The 20,232-nt window shown below is 59.5% G+C and carries 9 protein-coding genes; 1 reads left to right on the top strand and 8 read right to left on the bottom strand.

Going from position 1 to position 20,232, the window contains the following annotated elements; translation table 11 throughout:
- Positions 1-39: 39 nt before the first annotated feature.
- From QA635_RS07555 to QA635_RS07580, 6 genes are all read right to left on the bottom strand, one after another.
- On the bottom strand, positions 40-720 hold the full coding sequence (locus QA635_RS07555) for a hypothetical protein (RefSeq protein WP_283068166.1): 681 nt from the start codon (positions 718-720) through the stop codon (positions 40-42).
- 206 nt (positions 721-926) lie between these two features.
- Positions 927-4,244 carry a DEAD/DEAH box helicase gene (locus tag QA635_RS07560; RefSeq protein WP_283068167.1) on the bottom strand — a complete coding sequence of 1,106 codons (3,318 nt, stop codon included), beginning with the start codon at positions 4,242-4,244 and terminating at the stop codon, positions 927-929.
- 283 nt (positions 4,245-4,527) lie between these two features.
- Complete coding sequence (locus QA635_RS07565; protein WP_283068168.1) at positions 4,528-5,877, bottom strand: hypothetical protein; 1,350 nt, start codon at positions 5,875-5,877, stop codon at positions 4,528-4,530.
- Positions 5,874-11,738: an AAA domain-containing protein gene (locus QA635_RS07570; RefSeq protein WP_283068169.1), complete on the bottom strand. Its 5,865-nt coding sequence runs from the start codon at positions 11,736-11,738 to the stop codon at positions 5,874-5,876. The genes QA635_RS07565 and QA635_RS07570 overlap by 4 nt, the downstream gene beginning before the upstream one ends.
- A gap of 392 nt (positions 11,739-12,130) precedes the next feature.
- Positions 12,131-12,799 carry a 4Fe-4S single cluster domain-containing protein gene (locus tag QA635_RS07575; protein ID WP_283068170.1) on the bottom strand — a complete coding sequence of 223 codons (669 nt, stop codon included), beginning with the start codon at positions 12,797-12,799 and terminating at the stop codon, positions 12,131-12,133.
- 2 nt (positions 12,800-12,801) lie between these two features.
- Positions 12,802-14,565 carry an AAA family ATPase gene (locus QA635_RS07580; protein WP_283068171.1) on the bottom strand — a complete coding sequence of 588 codons (1,764 nt, stop codon included), beginning with the start codon at positions 14,563-14,565 and terminating at the stop codon, positions 12,802-12,804.
- Between the two features lie 203 nt (positions 14,566-14,768).
- Here QA635_RS07580 and QA635_RS07585 point away from each other — a divergent pair, with 203 nt between their 5' ends.
- Positions 14,769-18,167: a TM0106 family RecB-like putative nuclease gene (locus tag QA635_RS07585; protein WP_283068172.1), complete on the top strand. Its 3,399-nt coding sequence runs from the start codon at positions 14,769-14,771 to the stop codon at positions 18,165-18,167.
- Positions 18,168-18,223: 56 nt separating this feature from the next.
- Here the strand turns inward: QA635_RS07585 and QA635_RS07590 are convergent, their stop codons facing one another.
- Positions 18,224-19,120 carry a 3'-5' exonuclease gene (locus QA635_RS07590; RefSeq protein ID WP_283068173.1) on the bottom strand — a complete coding sequence of 299 codons (897 nt, stop codon included), beginning with the start codon at positions 19,118-19,120 and terminating at the stop codon, positions 18,224-18,226.
- Positions 19,121-19,189: 69 nt separating this feature from the next.
- Positions 19,190-20,227: a DNA polymerase IV gene (gene dinB, locus QA635_RS07595; RefSeq protein WP_283071503.1), complete on the bottom strand. Its 1,038-nt coding sequence runs from the start codon at positions 20,225-20,227 to the stop codon at positions 19,190-19,192.
- Positions 20,228-20,232 lie beyond the last annotated feature (5 nt).

Here is a 20,232-nt window from a genome sequence, read left to right on the forward strand (position 1 = left end):
TGCGGGCTGCCGATCGTAGCTGGCTGTTGTAGACGACAATCAGCTTGTCGCTTCCTTTCGCCGCAAACGCTTTCGCGCGCGTCGCCGCGCCTTGGCTCTAGGCCGCCCCTGCCTCCTTGCGCGTAGCTGCAGCCACGCGTTGAGCCGTGCTCGCCTGAGCGCACGGCCATTACGACGAGGCAGGGATGGCATCTTCCCCGGATTGGACAAAGTCGCGTACAATTTGAACTGGTTCCAAAAAGTGATTTCGTACAGGTCACCAGCCTCAGATCGTGCCCTTCGGACCGAAAGACCTGGTTCTCTCTTGAATTCCTGGCCGGCCCTATCGAGCATGGCCTTTACGTCTTGCACGTCCTCGTCCTTCACCAGAAAAGATTCGATCTTCTGGTCGGCCTCGATGAATGCGTTATCCTCCCGAAAAGTAATGCCCCGCACGATTTTCTCGGTCATCGCGGGCAGACTGTGCTCCGGAATGCTAATTCCAAGCTGTTGCTCAAGGGGGCGATCCCAGCGCTCGCCCAAGCCAAGCACCACTTCTTTCCCCTTGAGCTCTTCTCCCTTGTACATCTCGCGCAGGATTTTCTTCGCCCGAGCATCCCGGGCCGCTGCGTCACCCTCGCTCTTGGCGGCGTCAGGGTCGATAGCGCGCAGTGCTTTTTCTGCCAGTCCTGCTGAAGCGGGATTGCCCGCGTCAAGCGCCAGGCCCAAGCGGCCAATCAAGTCGCGCTCCAGCCTTCCGTAGCGGTCATTGCAAGCGACACAGGATGGAATTTGCCACTTTTCCAGGTCGGCTGGCGTCGAGTCCGGGTACCACGACTGTGGGAACAAGTGATCCGAATTGAGGTCCACCCCATGCCTAAGGCAGTGGACGCAGCGTCCCTTGCGAGGTCTCTTTGCCATGTTTCATGTTCGCCGTTGCAGAATCGTCAGTGGCAGAATAGTAGGAGGCGCGCGCCGGCTCTGGCGCACGCGGTTCTTAGTCCATCCCAATGCATGAGCAGTTGCCGCAATCTGTTGTCGATCGTGTCCGCCAGAATGTGACCGGTGACCACGGCCCGATCGACGGTATTTCCCGCGACGATCCAAACTTCCCGATCGTATGTCGGATTCCCGCAGGCCGCGGCTAAAGCGTCGGATATCTGCTGAGGGGTTAAACCCTTGGAATTGCGGAAGATGCGATCCCGGCCGGTTAGCGTCCGCTTGTTTGCCTGCACGTATTTGGTCCACCTGTCCGCCTTCCAATTCCCAACCGGTGCGTAGCGCGCAAGGAAAGCCAGCGAAGCGGTCGCCTGCCGTCCCACAGCCTGCAGTGAATCTACGTTGTAGACGTTGTCGCCCTTCTTGTTCACCTTGGCGTGGATGAACGAGATCTTCTTTTGGTCCGGGTCCAGTGCGATGAAATCTGCGATCTCCTTGGAATCGTCGTCGCAAACGATGAGCGGATACGGGCCGAGGCGCGCGCCGAATTCCTGCCACCCCCTGGTAAGCGCGGCCTTGTTGCTGGTGTGCACGATCGCGTCGACTGCCCCGAATATCGATTCTGCATGCCATCGACCCATGTTCGGATAGAAATCTTCGCCTTTTTCGCTCCTTGCGTCGGCCAGCACCTTCACCGAGTGCACGTCGTCGAGGATTGGTGTGCTCCCGTCGGGCAATTTGTATGTGATGCGGGGTTCGAAAAATCTCTTCTCGGCGTACACGACGTTAGGTTCTGTGATGAGAATTCGAAAACTTTGCTGTGCCGAAATTCTCTGGCTTGCCGTTTGCGGATGGGCTCTGTCGCCCGTTTCCTTTGCTCTGAACAGATCGTTCAGAGCGTCGCTGTGGAAGCGGTACCTCTTTGTTTCGTCGTTGTAGCTGATGTTGCACAGTGTTTGTTTGCCGAGCACTTCGACCGCGAAGTTGCCCTCCGCGTCGACCTCGGCGCATACGTCGTCGTGATCGATATCGGGATCCGCCGCGAGCGTTCGCGCTTCGGAATGAGAGTCGGTATGCTCGAGGAGCTCGTCGCGAGAGAAACTCAGCAGAATGCTTTGAGGCTGTGCGCCGTCCTTCGTGACATCGTCCCGTATGAGCGCGTAGCGGTCGAAGACTTGGCTGCGGACGGCCTTACCCCCGAGTTGCTTCGCGATCGAGGCGGTCCATGATATATAGTCCGCAACCGCCAAACGTCGTTCGGTGGAATCCCGAAAGCGCGCGTTGGCGAAGCCGACATAGCGCCCGCGGCCGTCGACAAACCCCGAAGCTGCCGTAGGGACCAAGTGGGGATCCAGCAGGTCGGTAAAGGTTGTTTCGAAGGCCCGCGTACGAACTGCCAACGTACGGATGGCCTGTTCGGACATGTCGAGGGATCCAAATGACATTCGGGTGAGTCGCGAAGCGGAGCCGCGTGGGAACGCCTGCTCGAGCGTTCGTCTGGATGCCACCTCCAGGCCGAGTGCTTCCATGTCCAGCACATTGCCTTCGGTATCGTGCGCCATGACGAAGTCTTTGTGCTGCACGGCGATGAAGACGCCGAGCGTCCACTCCGAGAAGAATTTGTCGATCAGTAAGGGCGAATTTCGCCATGCGTAGTAACTGAAGCCCAGGCAGTTCGCTGGGAGTCCTTCGATCGGGACGATTTTGAATCGATCCTTCTCCATCAATGCATCTTCCGCCGCTTCCGACAGTTCGGTGACGGCACGTGAGGGATTAGCCCACTTGAATATTGCGGTGCTCGCAGGAATCTGCAGGTCGGCTATCGTCAGGGGCGAAGCGGGATCGAAACGTTCCCGGAAATCGCCGCCGATGTACTGATTGTCCGGCATGTATTTCAGAAGACGGTCGGGCAGGGCGGTTTCGTTCGTCACAATGTTTCTGGTTTCTGCCGCGCAGTAGGCTTCATAGGACCTGTAGCGATCCCATGTCGCCTTGATGCGTGCCGCGTTAGCCTCGCCCGCCAGAACCCAGGCTTTTTGTTTGCGCGTTCGCCCGGGGCTCGTTCGTACCACCCGCCCGATCTGCTGTACGAGCTGACGGCCGTTCGTGTGCAGGTCGTAAATAGCGACCGCGACGAAGTCGGGATTATCGACGCCTTCCATAAGCTTGTATTGATGGAGCCAGAACTGCGCGTCGGCGCATTCATGCATTGCGCGCCGTACGCTCTGGAACCTTCTGGGGTATTGCCGCGAGGCCTTCGCGCGGTCGTGGACGAGCGCCGACTTGGTGCCGAACACCTGGTCGACCTTACGTTGCAGACTCTGCAACGTGTCGAGATCGTCGGCTCGAATCATGACTTTCGGCGTGTTCGTCCACACTTTTGCTTGAGCAAACAAGGCGGGAAGTTGCCGTTGAAGACCGGTGACGAACTTGTCGTTTGCCGACCCACTGCCGCGCGGCTCGACCACGACGGTTTCGACGTCCCTTATTACATGAGCCGCCACGGCGTCGCCGTGCGGGTAGTTGAAAACGAACTGACCTCTCACCCGGAAGGATTTGAAGTCGTTGCGATAGGGCGTCGCGCTGAGCAGCACCGTGGGTCTATTGAGCTCGCGAACGCCCTTCGACCAGGAGATGGCCGGTTCGTAGTGGCCCTCATCGACCAGGATCACGTCGAAACCCGCGAGCAAGGCAAGCACGTCCCGCGCAGACTGGGCTTTAGCCGCTCGTTCTGGCCTCGGGTCTCGAGCTCGCCGGCGAATCATGTCCAAGGCTTGATAGGTGCCGGTTAGGATCGATCTGGTGGCTGCGGGAACGTGCTGCAAAATGGCGTCTGTTCGGCTCGGCAGGAGCGTCTCGACGTAGGCTTCCTGCAGGTCCGCGCCCATAGTTGACGCTTCGGCCGTGAAGGTCTGGCCCTCATTCACCGTGTAGCCGAGATGCTTCCAGAACCGGAAGCGGACGTCGTCGCTCATCTGCGCGACCAAGGATTCGCGCGGTGTGAGCACAAGGGTTCGCTTGACCGACGGAAGGCAGCGAGCAAGGACCGCTACAATGCCGGACTTGCCAGTGCCGGTGGGAAGCTTGAGGAGGGCGGCTTCCCTGAGATTTGGCCTCTCGGGCAAGTGAGGATTTGCGGCGATGTAGGCGGCCACGGTTTCGATCGCTCGGCGCTGATGCTCATACAGCGCCGGTTTGGCACCTTCCCAAAAGCGGTACTTTTGGAGGTGACGCACCATCGCTCCGTAGGATTTTTCGTCTACGGAGGCGGCGACCTCGTCGTCTATCGACGTGCGTGGATCGGAAACGAGATCACGAATTCTCATTTGTTGCTCTTCGATGGACGTGTGCCCGAGAGATAACCTCCGACCACCCAGTAACCCGCCATCGCAGTCACGATAGCAAGAGATCTTGCAATTGAGTGAATTATAAGCATCAACCTACGCGAGATCGCTAGAGTTGGCTCCGTTTCGCAGGTTTTCCACGAACTTCGATGCCACTGCTAGACGCTGATCGAGGAATTCGGGCGCTGACGGACCGGTACTGCCGACCGCTCGAAGGCCCTCGCGAGCTGATAGTCCGCCATCACAACGCACGCATCTAAGTCTATTAGCGATTGATCTGCCGTGTCCTAACAACTTCGGCATCGGCTGACTGGGCTACTACATCCGCCACCACCTTGAGAGGGAATTGCCCTGCTGGACGGGCGCTCTCGATGGAGACGTTTCCTCCTGCTTGCGCGACCAGCGATTGTAGGCGTTCGAATTCGCCGCACCAGATCGTTTCCATGTCCTTATCTCGTCCGGCATCACGTGGATCGGCAGGATTTCCAAGCCCGACCGCTCTCACCTGCATAACGTCGGTTTGCGATCCGCCCGATAGCTCGACCCCATACCCGGGATTAGCCGGCTTTCGGAGAACGACCCGCCCGCCCGAGACCCAAGCCGTCATCATCCCCTGGGAGACCTCATAACCGAGGCTCGCGAGCCCCTCCAAGACGGCGCGTCGCCGCTCCTCCGCAGCCATGGAGCGGACTTCGGCCTCGATGAGGAAGTCGGCGCGTTTGACGAGCTCCTGGTCGTTGGCGCCAGACTTCGCAAGGGCCTGCTCGATCTCGGCGCGCAGCGCGGCCGATTCGGCCGATTTCATCTCCGACAGTTCGGCATGCCGGTCGGCAAGATCCCGTTCGAGGCGCGCGCGCGCGCGTCCGGTCTTGATCGCGGAGTTAAGATCGAGGAGCAGGCTGTCGGCAACGAGAGCCTGCCGGGCGCGCGGCTCGGCCTCGAGAGCCGCGATCCGGGCGGAAAAAGGACTGGGATCGATCCCAAGGCTTGCAAGTTCGCCGAGGAGCTTGTCCACTTTCAAAAGCGCCTGGTCGTCGCTTGCGCTGGTTTGCTGGGAAGTCCACTCCTCGAGCGTGATACGACGGTCGCCGGCACCGAGCCGGTCGGCGAGCGCCCGCTGACGCTCGGTGACGCCTTCGGAGCGGTCGGCCGGCTGAAGCAGCATCAGCCCCTTGCTTACAGCCTTGTTGAGACTCTCGACGGACGCCGCGGGGGTCGTAAGCTCTCGTCGAAGATCGACCGGGATCTCGATGGGGGAAGCTTCGAACTTCGCGAGCAGTGCCTGGGCGGCGGACCTGGCACGCCTCTGATCGCCCTTGCACTTCGCTTCAGATTCTGCGGCCTTTTCCGCGCGTCGCTCGGCATCGGCGTTCAAATATGAGATTTCGGCTATGACCTGCTTTTGAAGGTCCGTGAACCTGTCCGCGTCGAGCATCCGGTGAATTTCGTCGCGTCGAGCGATGACCCGGTCGATATCCGACTGATCGATCGTTCCATTGCGTTTGCAGGTCGAAGTCCAAAATTCGATGGCCGCGTCCAAGCGCGCTAAGTTGCGGCGGCAAATCGAGATGATTTCCGCGCGGGTGACTATCCGGAAGGCTTTCGGACCACTCATTGGTATCCTCCTCCGTTATGCAGGGCGTTTTCGACGGCTTCCTTCAGGCGCTGACGCTCTTCATCCCCGGAATGGGTCCACGCGTAGGACGAGACCCGGTGAATGAATGGGACCGCTCCATTCAGAACTTTCGGTCGCCAGACCTCGCGCGCTCGGGCTCTTTGGAGCAACAAGTGCCGCGGAGCGTCGCACTCTACACCTAGCGCATACAGACCCGTGCGAGGATCGGTGATCGCGAAATCAAGACTGAACGCGCCACCGTCGCGCGCCTTGGCCGGCTTCCATCCATTGATCTCCAGGAATTTCTCGACGGATTTCGTGAAGCCATCCTCTACGTGGCCTTCATATTCGTGATCCGCGCTCTTTTCCGTCACGAGGCGTTCGAGCAAGGTCCTGCCGGATGCCGCCGATCCCTCCGAAACGGTACGACCGTACTCTAGGTAACCCTGCAGATAGTCACGAGGTACACGCGGTCCGCTCCGCCGTGTCAGAAGGTCGGAAATCTCGGATACCGGCATGGACGTGACGATTACGACCTTCTCCCTTGCCCTGGTCACAGCCACGTTCAAGCGCCGCTCGCCGCCGGCATGACCGAGTGCGCCGAAGCTCTTGCGGAAGACGCCATGCTCATTGCGTCCGAAAGTGGTCGAGAACACGATGATGTCTCGCTCGTCGCCCTGAACGTTCTCTACGTTCTTGACGAAGAATCCCATGTCCTCGCCTGCTTCAACGCGCTCGCGTTCCCGCATCAAGGCATCGCGAAATGCTTCGTCGTTTTCTGCACGCTCTTCCAGCGCATCCTCGATCGCGTCCGCCTGCTTGCGATTGAATGTCACGACACCGACTGATGGCGGCGAAGCGTCCTCCCAGAGACCGCTGAGATACTCCACCACATCGGAGGCTTCCTTGGGATTGGTCTGGCTCTTGTAGATGCCGTCCGAGCGGAGAACCTCGATAGGCTTGATCCTCCGGATCGTTTCGTCGGGGTGGCGAACAGGCACACTGAGACCGTTCGCGTAGAACGAAGCGTTCGAAAACGAGATGAGCTCGCGGTACTTCGAACGATAGTGGACCTGCAGGGTTCGGCTTTGGAGGGCAGAGCGCGCAAGCTGGAGCAGGTCGGGACAATCCTTGATCTCCCGCCGGTTCCACGTTTCCGCGAAGGCTTCGCGTTCCTCTTCGGTCGCTTCCTCTTCCGGCTCCTCGCCATCGAAGATTGCCGCTTCGTCGTTCTCAACCTTGCTCGCGAAGAATGTCGTGGGCGGCATCTGCTTCTCGTCGCCGCTCACGATCACGATCTTGCTCCGGAATAGCGATGGCAACGCATATTCCACCGGCATCTGGGAGGCTTCGTCGAATATGACGGTATCGAACGTGCCGGGACGCGCCTGCAGCACGCGGCTCGCGATGTCGGGAGTCATCAGCCAAACCGGTCGCAGCGCGAAAAGGCCAAGCGGAGCGGCCTTCTCGATGAACTCTCGAAGTCGCAACGCCCTCGGTCCGCGAAGTCGAGTGATCGGTTCCCACTCTCGCGTCGGGCGGACGCGGCTGACATCGATGCCGTGGATCAGAAGCTCCCTGTTGCAATCCCTGATCTGCGCGTCGGCTTCGGCAAGCGACGTCACCTTCGCTTCGACCGCTCGGCTATCGAGGAGGACCTCCGGATTGGCGGCTTCCATCGCGCTCTTCCAGGCCAGCCGCGCCTCCCGTCCAATGGTTGCCCGGATGCAAGAATCAAGATCGCCGGTACCGATCAGCGAGAGTTCAGCTTCCTTCGAGCGAAGAGTGCGGAAGATAGCGCGTTCCTTGTCGCCAAGGCGAACAGAGCGGAGCCGAAATTCCTGGTAGAGCACCAGCATCGGTAACGCTTGGAGTATTTCGGTGAGGGCGGCCTCGTTTGACCGGCCGCCGTCGATTGTCGCGCGTCGCGATTCGATCCAACTCGCGTCAATATAGCGGGCAAGATCATCCAGCGCCGCATGGCTTTGCTGCCGGACATCCTGTCTTCTGAGGGCACGATCCGCCCGCCCGAAGAACCAGTCGATCCCTTCGATCTTTTCAGTCATGGCTGCCCGGTCGAGCTCAACCCGGTTGGGGCAGTCGTCGATAACGGTCACGAGGTTGTGGACGACTGCAAGTATCGAATGCAGGTTCCTGGAAAATTCGGCGAGTTTGCCGGGAGCAACGTCGTGATCGGGAGCCTTGCCGAAAAGCGCGGTGAGATATCCGGCCAACTGCGTTCTCAGTGGCCTGAGGACCAACTCCAGTTCGGCGCCGCGATGGAAAGACGAGATGGCTCGGTCGTCGTTGGCAAAACTCATGGTCGTCAGCAGAGCGCGAAGACGGCGTTTTCGAAGCCAACGCATGGGATTGATCATCGCCAAGCCCGTCGCTGGCTGTAGTACCGCTGCCGCCAGTTCCGAAGCGGATCTTAGCTCGTCGTTGTGGACTCCCACCAGTTTCCGGACCTGCTCCGGCTGGTGGGCCGATGGATCAAGCGAAGCGAGGCGTTCCTCAAGCCGGACGAGGTCGGCGAGCATATTCGTGCCCTTGGACCCGCCGCCCTCGGGAGTTCTAAACAAAGGAAGCAGCCAGCGTCCGAGATTGGCGCAAAGGCTCTCGCTGATCGAGCGAAGCTTCTCGGCCGTCCGAAGCCATTGTCTGAAGGCGTCAAAATCTGAAATCTTCAACGAGTCCGCGGTCTCCGCTTCCGCGTTCTCGCGTCCTGCCTCCAAGTCCGAGAAGGCACGAAGGGATGCACCGAACTCCTCCGCCGTTCCGCGGTCAGGGTTGAAGACCTTGAGAGAGGATAGGGGATTGCCCTCGAACTTGGCCGGAAGCCAATATCTTGCAAGCGGACCGCAAATCTCCTCGACCGTTGCGATGTCTGACGGATGCAAATCCGATAGTAGCGAACGAAGCGCCGGCGCATCGATCGGCTTCGGCTCGTTTTCCTCGATGGCCAGGAGTTCACCGAGCAATGACCGATAGGTCAATCCTGTCCGATTTTCGACTTCATGCAAAGCGGCTTGTTGCCGATCGAGTTCCGCTTCGAGCACGTCGATTCGGGCTGCCAATCGATCGCGATCGCGCTTCCACGCGGGCGAGCCGCCGGCGGGACGACTATGCAGGGCTTCGACCTGGGAGCGGATCGCACCGACAATAGCCTCGCGATCTCGCGTCGCATCCGTGATCATGACGAACCGGTCACCAAGCCGCTCTCTTTCGAGGCGCTTCCTGACGACGTCGATTGCTGGTTGCTTTTGGCAAATCACAAGCAGCGATTTGCCTCTGCCGATCGCGTCCGCCACCATGTTGACGATGGTTTGGCTTTTGCCCGTCCCTGGTGGCCCCTCAATGACGAGACCTGGTGCCTGTCGAGCTTCGATCACCGCTGCCTCCTGGGAGGGATCGCTGTCCGCCGTGAAGTAGCGATCGATCTCCCGTACCGGGGCCGGCGTCGGCGGCGCCGACTTTTGATCCGTGAGACGGAGTGCTGCTTCGAGCGCGGTCGCCGTGGGCGGCATTCCTCTCAATAGCTGGAGATCCTTCATGACCGCCTGCCCCATAAAGGCGAGATGGAACAGCACAGCTGCCGGCACGACTTGTCGTTGGTGCGAGCCGACCTTCACGTCCTTCCCGGGAAGGGGTGTCAACTCGCTCCCCATCGGCGTGGCGAGCTGGCTGAACGCGTCCATCACGTCCTGAGCGTTAAGACTGCCACGGGTGAGAAGCTCGTCCGCCGCTTCCTGCCATCGTCTTGCTTCGGGAATTCCCACCATGCCTTCGAGGGCTGGGTTGACGACGACGTGTTCGGCTTCCGTCTCGGCGTTCTTTTCGCGTCCGTACCCGATCGTGACGTGACCGCGGTTTCCGACCTCGGGCGACACGCTGACCGGCCAGAGCAGGACGGGCGCGATCCTCGGTTTCGTGTTCGGCTTCCCGTCTCGCATGAGAAGGAACGGAAATCCCATGTATAGACCGTCGATCCCGGTATCTCGCTTGTAGAGCAATGCATGCGAATGGAGGGAGCGCAGTCTGCGTTCCAGGCCCTCGTTCTCGGAAAACGCGGCAGGATCGACGTTCACTGCTCGGCCGGCTCTGGCCAAAAGAAGACTGAGTATCTCCGATCCCGGCAGTCGCGGCGTATTCAACTCGGTCAGATCTATTCTCGCGGTTTTGCCGATGAGCATCCGTGTCAGCGGCCCGCGCAGCACGCCGCCAGATATTCTCTTTGCGAAAAAATCCAGAATGGTCGAAACGTAGCCTTGCTTGGGAAGCGGCTTCCACGTGTCTTTCGGAACCGAGAGCAGTGCGAGTGCCCGACCGATCGGCATGCGTCGGTCAAGTCGAAATTCGTCGGCCCATTCATCGATCGTCGAAATCCCGCACCTCGCGAAATTCTGTATACGCTCGTCGACGGCCTGGTAGATTTCACGACGAGGCCGCGCGAGACGCGCCGCAGCCTCCTCCCTCGAAAATGCGCTCAAGTCTGCCGATGAAGCCTGCTTGGTCGCCTCCTCGATCACCTCCTCCACCGAGCGGAATTGGCTCGGCGATGCGCTGAGGAGAATTATCAGATCCTCTTCGGCCGACTGTCGCCGCTCCACGAGCGAAACGATGCCCGCATGGTCGGTGTCGGGAAGCAGCCTCCGCTTCTCCTCCCACAGAGCCGACAAACGGGCCATCGACGTCGAGAGGAGGTGCACGCGAAGCAGGTCTTCCTCGACGTCGATATCGAGTTGTTCCAGGCGCTTCCGGACTGTCTCGGCGCGCAGTTTCAGACGCCACAGCAGATCATCCGCATCGACCTTTCGAAGAAGATCTGGAGCCGGGCCCGTGATGAGGCTGAAGCCGTCGTCGGGATGATCGAGCAGCCAGCCCGGGGTAACGATATTGCCCCGGACGATCAAAGGCATGGACGGGTTCAGTGTCTTCAACGAGATCAATAGCCTCAGATCTTCGTTCAGTTCCTCGACCCTTGCGAACTGTCGCAGCGCCGCGGGCACTTTGGCGTCGAAGCCCGCCTCCGTGGCCCAGGTTGCCACCGCCCCTCGCAGGAGAAGGCCTCTTGCCTCATTCCAGTTGGACGCTTCGGCAGCGGCAAGAGCGAACGAGCCGGCCGACCGATACTGCTTGCCGCCGAGCGTGATAGATGCCCGCCCCTCCGCTTCGCCGGCTTTCTGCCCTGCAGGTGCCGATACCGCTTCCCCCGCCAGCCAGGCCTGAACTTCTTTCCATTGCCACCGCTGACGTCGATCGCTTGCGAGAAGGCCTCGAAGAAGGAGGTCCATCGAAGGATTCAGATTCTCCGGCAAGGGTACGCCGTTGGTCAGCACATGGATCAGAAAGGCCTGCTCGTTGATGCCTTCGAAGCAAGCTCCTGCGGTGATCCGCTCCAGCAGGATCATCCCCAGGCTCCACCAGTCCGAGGCCGCCGCTACGCCGCCCGCAATCGCTTCAGGCGCCATGTAGCGGGTCGTCTCTAGCGGAGAGGCGATGTCGAGATCGAATTCCGAAAGCCGTGCGGAGCCGAAGCTGCCTATAGCGAGGTCGAGCGGATCCCGGGAGCGGACGAAAATGGTGGAAGGACGGAGATCTCTGTGGCGCAGGCCTGCCTCGGTCAGCGAATGTACGGCTCGGGCAAGCTCGCTGATGAACCTCTCTAGTGCCGTCCGATCGCCGACGTCCAGCGACAGGTCCGCGATAGTGCCGCCTGGAAATTCCTCTACGACCTCATAAGCGCGCTCGCACCATCGACCGGTCGCGATTATTTCGGCGACGTGATCGCGCGGAAGTCTTTTTAACAGATCGTAGATCGCTCCGTCCGGTTCGGACGCGGTCGCATATAGCGTAAGCACTCCGCGACGTCCGCTAGAGTCCTGCACTGCCGTATAGCGTTCACGAACCGTACTCGACGACTCGATCCTGTCGAGAAGACGCCAGCCTGCGATGATTGTCTCGGTCGGCGATGGCTCGGTATCTGGCTCGGGTTGTGGAGCGGGCGGGGCCGATTCGTCGAGAATTTCTCCGCAGGTGCTGCAGATTAGATCGCCCGGCGAATTGGTATGCCCGTTACGACAAGTCGGATTGGATGGCGCCGGCGCGGGAGGGACTGGCGCAGGTTGCGGCCGGCCAGGTGGCGTCACATCGACCGACGATAGATCCCATCCGCAATTGTGACCGTCGACCGTGCCCTCGCAAAAGTACTCAGTGACGGGACGTTCGGTTTGGCAGTTCGGGCAAAGTCTAATCATGCCGAGCGAGTCCGCATGGAAAGAACGCGCTTATCCTCGGAGGTGTCGAGTGTCGATCCATTGCTTTCTAGTAATTCCTGCAGTCTCCGAAAATCATTGCGCGCGGGTATACCGGCAAACCAGACGTCGCCGTTTTCGTCGAACATGACGTCGACGGACCGATCCCGCTCGTCGGCCAGGCGCTCGAAGCTGGCGAACCGGGCGCGGCCTTTTTCCGTGATGAAGTGAAGTTCTTGATTGTCGCTTCCTCGCAGAGCAAGTGTCTGTTTTTCCTCGAAGTCGAAAGGCCCTGTAACGATGGCGTCGATCGTGCCAGAGCACGTGCCAACCGTGTCTCGTATGTGCGCCCACGGGTATCCGGTGAACACGAGTATGTCAGTCTCGGTCTTCGATCTGATTCGGGCCGTTAGTTCCAACAGCGCGTCGGGTTGATCGAAAGGCTCGCCTCCGGAGATGGTGATGCCGTCGGCATTCGAGATCCATGGAATGACGGTATTCACGACTTCTTCGACCGTCGTGCTTCCCCGTCCTTCGGCCCACGTGTCCATGGAAATGCAGCCCGGGCAACGGATGGAGCAACCTTGAAACCAAATGCCGAGCCTTTGTCCGGGCCCTAAAGTCGTCACGGGAAAATGGATACGCGATACGGCGATGCAAACCGTCATCTCTAAGGCTCGCTTTCGAGCCGAAGCGTCGATGATGCCCCGGTTTGAACTTCCAGAACTCGATATCGGCCTCCTGCTTCTGCGCCGCTATCGAACAGACCGCGCGAAAGGGGGTTGATGAGATGGGCTTCGACTTGATTGCGTATGCCGCGACCGCCGTTCGAAAGATCCGCCAGACACAAACCACGCAGCGTCGCGCGGGCCTGCTCCGACAATGTCACGTCGTAGCCTAGCGATTTGACGTCGTTCAGCAGGTTGTCGACCATCTGATCGAAGATTTCGTTGGCGACATCTGCGCGAATGAAATCGAAGACGATCACGTTTTCGCCGATGCGATTCAGTATTTCCGGACGGTTGAGCACTTGCTTGAAGTGCTTTTCGATCTCGGTGCGGACCTTCCGCTTGACCGCATCGAACGTCTCCTCGGGCGTCACGTTCGCGATCCGCTCGCCCGTGGGGCCGGGAGTGTAGATACCGAGATTGGACGTGAAAACGATGAAAGCTTCGGAGAAGTAGACGCGGTCCCCTCGTCCCGAGGTGAGAACGCCGTCATCCAGGATCTGGAGGAATTTATCGAGGATTCGCGGGTGCGCCTTCTCGATCTCGTCGAAAAGGACAACGCTGAATGGCTTTTCGCGGATTGCGTTCGTGAGCTCGCCGCCGACGTCGTATCCAACGTAACCGGGCGGGGCACCGATCAAGCGCTGATCGGAATGCTCGGCGCTGAACTCGGACATGTCGAAGCGGATGTATGCGCTGTCGTCTCCGAAGAGCAGGCTCGTGATGGTCTTCGCGAGTTCCGTTTTGCCAACTCCGGTGGGGCCGGCGAGGAAAGCGACGCCCCTCGGCCGGCCACCCCTCGGCGATTGCCCGATGCCGGTGACGGCGCGTTTCACGATGTCGAGCATGTGAGTGACGGCGTGCGCCTGCCCCTTCACGCGGCGCCTTACGAACTGGTCTGCCGAGCTGATCTTGTCGTGGCTTATTTTGCGCCACGGGTCTTCGGTGACGCCGACCTTGAAGCGCCGAACCGCATCGGAGATGCGATCGAACGAGACGTTTTCGCTTCGGGAGAGCTGTGCGATCGCGCTGAGGTCGAGAAGCAGGAGTCCTTCGGTTTCGTCGACGAATCCATTCGTTGACTTCTCCAAGTCGGCCGGGGCGGCATTTTGAGCGCCGGGCAGTCCCCGCATCAACGAACTGATCATGGTCCGCCTGGCCAGGTGATCGGGCCGACCGATCGGTATGTGCCGAATACGTGGATTGCCGATCAGGAACCAGTCGGGAAGGTCTCCTTCCTTGTCCACGATCCAGATCACCGTGTTGAAAAATGGCTGACGACGATCGCCTGCCGGGCGCGCGCGCGCAGAATGGGAGAGGATCAATGCGCGCGAAAATAGCTGATGTTCGGCAGGAGAGAGGGCCTCGCTGCGAGTGATCAAGCGCGACGCGAAGTCGATGATGAGAGCCGAGGGGGGGCCGTCAGACGGAACATGCCTTTCGAGAGCTGAGGCCAATAGATCGATGCCGCCGGCGGCGACCCCGTTCGCAGGCGAAAGCCCAAGATGCGTCAGAAAGCTATCGTCGGCGGGTTCGAGGGCTCTAAAGCCGTTCAAAAGATCGAAGGTCGCGATCTGGCCATAGCCGGCGTCCTTCAGGGCGTCCGGCAATGCTCGGGCGAGGGATACCGATGTGATTTGGCCGGGTGCGGCCTCATGGATCTGGAGGTCTCTCGTATTGCCCGACAGGACGAATTGGCTTCGCACGGGAAGAAACCGGAGCAAATCCCGCACCCATCTTGCCTTATCGACCGTACCAGCCCCCACCGAACTGCCCCCTGTCTACACTCTTTGCGCGACTATAGTAGATTACTCGCCTGTTTCGAGCCCGATCGCCTAGGAAAATGGCATAATGGACTGCGCGCTAGACGGCCGAGTCGGGTCGCCGGCGAGCGACATCATGGTGGGAAATGCAGAACGTCGGTGGGAATTTGCAACTGAGTTCGACCGACCTGGTCGGACACCTGAATTGCACGTATTTGACAGAACTCGATCTCAAGGTGGCCAACGGCGAACTCCAAAGGCCGAAGATCTGGGATCCGGTGCTTGAGACCCTTGCCGAGCGAGGTGCCGCGCACGAGCAGGCCTTCGTCGATCACTTGAAGTCACTCGGCATGGCCGTGACGGTGATCGGTGGAGTTGGGCTCGATCCCAAATCCACTTCGGCAACCCTGGAGGCTATGTCTCGCGGCGATGCGGTGATCGTTCAAGGCGCGTTACAGTCGGGGAGGTGGAGCGGTCGAGCCGACGTGCTTCTCCGCGTGGAAACGCCGAGCCGGCACGGTACCTGGTCGTACGAGGTAACTGACACTAAGCTTGCGAGGGAGACGAAGGGGAACACGGTTCTTCAGATATCATTCTATTCGGACATGCTTTCCGCGATGCAGGGTGTCGAGCCGACTTCGGCTCACGTCGTGACCCCAGGTACGAATTTTGAGCCCGAAACCTACCGTATCGCCGACTACTCAGCCTATTACCGGCATGTGAGGGCCAGTCTCGAACGAGCGGTCGCCGATGGCGCCGGCGCCGCCTATCCCGAGCCGATCGAACATTGCAACATTTGCCGGTGGCGCCGTCATTGCGACGAGCGCCGGCGGCGGGACGACCACTTGTCGCTGGTGGCCGGTATCAGCAAATCGCAGATCGGTGAATTGAACAGGCGCGGAGTTGGTACCGCTGCCGCGCTCGCTGCAATGCCCATTCCACTGGAATGGAGGCCAGAACGCGGAGCCGCCAAAAGCTACGAAAAAATCCGCGAGCAGGCGAGAATTCAAGTCGAAGGCAGGACCAGCGGCTCGATGAAGTACGAGGCGCTACCGCCGATCGCCGGCTTCGGTCTGTCACGGCTTCCCGCGCCATCACGGGGCGACATCTTCTTCGACTTCGAGGGCGATCCTTTTGTGGGAGAAGGAGGCCTGGAATTCCTGTTCGGCTACTCCTTCCTCGATGAGGGAGGGAAGCTGACGTACGTAGGCGACTGGGCTTCGAACCGACGGGAAGAGCGGATTGCATTCGAGCGTTTCGTCGATTTCGTAACCGAGCGCCTCAAATCCTATCCCGATCTGCACATCTACCATTTCGCGCCATACGAGCCGTCCACCTTAAAACGCCTGATGGGCCGTTACGCGACGCGCGAGAACGAGGTCGACGATCTCCTGCGCGCCGAGAAATTCGTCGACCTGTTTGCCGTTGTCCGTCACGCAATTCGTGCCAGCGTGGAAAGCTACTCCATTAAAAAGTTGGAGCCCCTGTATTCGTTCACCCGCAGCGTCCTGCTGGAGGACGTCGGGGCGGTCATGGCCAGGACTCAGGCGCGCCTTGAAATGGCGGACGCCGCTGGCGTTCCCGATGCGGACAAGAACACGATCCGCGGCTACAACAAGGACGACTGCGACTCGACGTTCGCGCTAAGGGAATGGCTCGAAGGATTACGCGCCAGCCTGATCGCCAGCGGTGAAGTTATCAAACGGCCCGTTCCAAAGCCTCCGGAGATTAGCGAGAAACTCGGTGATTGGCAGAGGCGGGTGGCGGAACTCGTCGGTCGACTTACTGAACGCATCCCAGACGACGTCGCTGAGCGGACAACCGAGCAGCAGGCTCGCTGGCTGCTGGCTTTCATACTTGACTTTCACGGTCGAGAGAAGAAGGCCGTTTGGTGGGAGTTCTTCCGGCTACGCGATCTTTCCGCAGAGGACCTTCTCCACGAACGCGCTGGTCTTTCGGGCCTCTCGTTCAAGGAAGTTGCCGGTGGTACGCCCAAAACTCCCATCCATCGGTACAACTTCGTTCTTCAAGACACCGATCTTCGGCCAGACAGCGAGCTAAGGAGCGTCGGCGGTCAGAAGTTCGGTAGCGTCGCCGCCATTTCGCATGACGATCGGACCATCGACATCAAGAAACGCGGCGATACGGCGGATTTGCATCCAGAGGCCGTCTTCGCCCACAAATCATTGAATCGTGACGAACGTCCCGAGTCCCTCCTTCGGCTCGGACAGTACGTGGCGGAAAATGGAATGGAGGGGGCTGCCGAACACCGTGCCGCGCGCGATCTTCTCATGTTGGTCGCTCCGCGGCTGCATGGGCAAAGCTTGCAGGTCGAGGGCGAGGATGCTTTGAAGACCGCCACTCGGGTCGCGCTTGCGCTGGACCAAAGCATCTTTCCAGTCCAAGGACCGCCGGGAGCCGGGAAAACATTCACCGGTGCCCGAATGATCTGCGCTCTTGTACGTGCGGGGAAGCGGGTAGGGATAAGTGCCAATAGTCACAAGGTGATTCGCAATCTTCTTGACGAGGTAGTTAGAGCGGCCGGCGAGGAAGGTCTCCCGATCCGCTGTGTCCAGAAGGTCGACGAGAAGCATGACGAAGACGATCTCGACAACCTGAAGTTCGTCTCGAAGAACGAGCACGCTATCGATGCGATACGGACGAACTGTACTGTCGGCGGAGGGACATCGTACTTCTGGGCCCGACCGGACGCACGACTTTGCGTTGACGTACTGTTCATCGACGAAGCCGCGCAGATGGCACTTGCGAACGTGTTGGCCGTAGCACAAGCAGCGCAGAGCGTCGTCTTGCTTGGAGATCCGCGACAATTGGAGCAGCCGATACAGGGAAGCCATCCAGATGGCGTCGGCGTGTCCGCCCTTGACCACGTCCTCGGACCACGTGCCACCATTCCGGCCGATCGAGGCCTATTCCTCGACGAGACGTGGCGGCTCCATCCGCTTATCTGCGCCTTCAATTCCGAACTGTTCTACGAAGGTCGCCTGAAGTCTCGGCCGGGACTGGAACGGCAGGAAATCAGGATCAATTCAGGACTTAACGGTTCTGGCCTTCGGTATCTTCCGGTCCAGCACGACGGCAATCAGAGTTCGTCGCCGGAAGAGGCCGATGCGATCCGCGACCTTATTGAGGAGATCCTGGGATCCGGTTCGACCTGGATCGATCGAAAAGGCAACGAGTACCCTATTTCGCTGGACGACGTCCTGATAATCGCGCCGTACAACGCCCAAGTGTTCGAACTGCAGGACCGAATTCCCGGCGCCCGTATTGGCACTGTGGACAAGTTTCAGGGCCAGGAGGCGCCCATTGTCATCTATTCAATGGCGACCTCCAGTCATGCGGACGCGCCCCGCGGAATGGAATTCCTATACAGCGCCAACCGACTGAATGTCGCTGTTTCGCGAGCGAAGTGCATTTGCATCGTGGTCGCGTCACCGCGTTTATTTGAGGCCGAGTGTCGGACACCTCGTCAGATGCAACTCGCGAATGCCTTTTGTCGGTATGCCGAGATGGCGTCGGTATTGTAAGGTTCGTCGCTTTGGAACTACGGAAAATCCTCCATCGATCAAATTGAGAACCACTTTCAGGCTCGGACGGAAAATCGATCGAACGCCGTCAAGATTTGTAAGCGCGGCTCGACATCCCGCAGATAAATGTCGGTCTGGAGGAAGGCGATTTCTTCATCCAGCTTGCTTTCGTCGCTATCGACATACCAAGATCGCGGCCTGCCATCGCTTCCATCGCTCCAACGATAGCCTCGCCGCTTGAGTGCGTCCTTTAGCTCGAAGGGCGTGCGCTCGGCCCACACGCGTATCGTCTTCTTGCGGGCCTGTTCCAGCAGGATAGCAAGTGCTGGCGAGCCCGTTGTCGGTAACTCAAAAGCCAAAATTTCCAGCAAAGCATGGCAATCGTCGACCGCCCTGTGAGCTTGATGGAAATAACCCGCACCGTTCAAAAGGTAGCCCAAGCGTGAGCCTTCGAAACCATGCTTCCGCCAATCGACCTGTGTTGCCGAACAGCCCCAAGCCTTTTGTTGGAAAATCGGCCAGTAACGTTCCGAAAATTTGCGGTCGAAACTCGCGTTGTGTGCGATGACAATCACGGCATCGTCCGCGAATGACGAGACGGCCGTCTCTTCGATGCGTTGTCCTGATACCATCTCGTCCGTAATGCCGGTAAGAGCCGTCACCTCGATCGGTATCGTTCCTGTTGGCTCGTTGAACGACGAAAAGACATCCTTGATACGGACGATCCGACCATCAGGGAGGTAGTCGAATTTTACCATGCCGAGCTCGATGACCTCGTCGTTTCGCTGGTCAAGCCCAGTGGTTTCGACGTCAAGGAGGACGGCCGTTTTGGTGTTCTGATTGCCGGACGATACGAAAGTGGTACGGGGAAGCAGTCGTCGCAAGACACGGTAGTCGGCGGATTTCGCCAGCTCTTCGGCCATGGCGGCCAGAGTTAGATCGTTGTCTGACATGCTACTATTGCGATCCTGAGGAGTCGTTGCCAACGCAGCGAGTTTAGCTCGGCCTAACTCTAATCTGCTTCAAATGCCGAAATCCAGCTGCGGCTCCGCATCATCCCCGTCCTGTAGGGAAGACACCGACACCCCCAAGAGGCGCACTGCTTTAGGGAGCGGCATGTTGTCCTTCAGGAGGCCGATAGCCAGATGCGCAAGATCGTCCCGGTTTGCGACGGGCGAGGAAGCCGATCGACTGCGGCTGATGATTTCAAAGTCGGAAAATTTCACCCTAAGCGTCACCGTCCGTCCCCGACTGCCCTTATCCTCGCAATGCCGCCAGACCCTGTCGATCAACGGCTTCAGCTCGGAGAGCATAGCCTCGAAGTCAGCAAGATCGCTGGAGAACGTGTGTTCTGCGCCGATGGATTTCCGAATTCGGTCGGCCCGGATCTCGCGGTGGTCGACGCCTCTCGATATCCAATAGTAGTATGCGCCCGCCTTCCCGAAGTTTTCCTGCATGAATTCAAGCGATTGATTGCGCATATCGAGTCCGGTGTAGAGACCGAGCGAGTTCATCTTCGCGCTGGTCGCCGGTCCGATGCCGTGGAATTTGCCGACCGGCAGGGTCTCTACGAATGCCGGGCCCATCTCGGGTGTGATGACGTACTGGCCGTTAGGCTTGCGATGGTCGGAGGCGAGCTTTGCCAGAAATTTGTTGTAGGAGATGCCGGCGGAAGCGTTGAGGCCCGTTACCTCTTTGATCTTCGCACGGATCGCCAACGCGACGTCCCGCGCCAACGGAATGCTCTGCAGATTTTCTGTCACGTCGAGATAGGCCTCGTCCAGCGACAGCGGCTCGATGATCGGGGTGTGCTCGGCGAAGATCTCGCGTATTTGCTGGGAGATCGCCTTGTACACCTCGAAGCGCGGATTTACGAAGATTAGGTCTGGGCATTGTCGCTTCGCGGTAACCGATGGCATGGCCGACCTGACGCCGAACTTGCGCGCTTCGTAGCTGGCCGCCGCCACGACACCGCGCTCTCGGGATCCGCCGACGGCGACCGGTTTGCCTCGAAGCTCCGGATTGTCTCGCTGCTCGACGGATGCATAGAAGGCGTCCATGTCGA

This window comes from Bradyrhizobium brasilense (assembly GCF_029714345.1).
Taxonomy (GTDB): domain Bacteria; phylum Pseudomonadota; class Alphaproteobacteria; order Rhizobiales; family Xanthobacteraceae; genus Bradyrhizobium; species Bradyrhizobium australafricanum.

What these genes read in the sequence shown, in the direction of transcription:
- QA635_RS07575 (WP_283068170.1), bottom strand. Translation starts at nt 12,799, where the DNA reads ATGACGGTTTGCATCGCCGTATCGCGTATCCATTTTCCCGTGACGACT.
- dinB (WP_283071503.1), bottom strand. Translation starts at nt 20,227, where the DNA reads ATGGACGCCTTCTATGCATCCGTCGAGCAGCGAGACAATCCGGAGCTT.
- QA635_RS07590 (WP_283068173.1), bottom strand. Translation starts at nt 19,120, where the DNA reads ATGTCAGACAACGATCTAACTCTGGCCGCCATGGCCGAAGAGCTGGCG.
- QA635_RS07560 (WP_283068167.1), bottom strand. Translation starts at nt 4,244, where the DNA reads ATGAGAATTCGTGATCTCGTTTCCGATCCACGCACGTCGATAGACGAC.
- QA635_RS07565 (WP_283068168.1), bottom strand. Translation starts at nt 5,877, where the DNA reads ATGAGTGGTCCGAAAGCCTTCCGGATAGTCACCCGCGCGGAAATCATC.
- QA635_RS07585 (WP_283068172.1), top strand. Translation starts at nt 14,769, where the DNA reads ATGCAGAACGTCGGTGGGAATTTGCAACTGAGTTCGACCGACCTGGTC.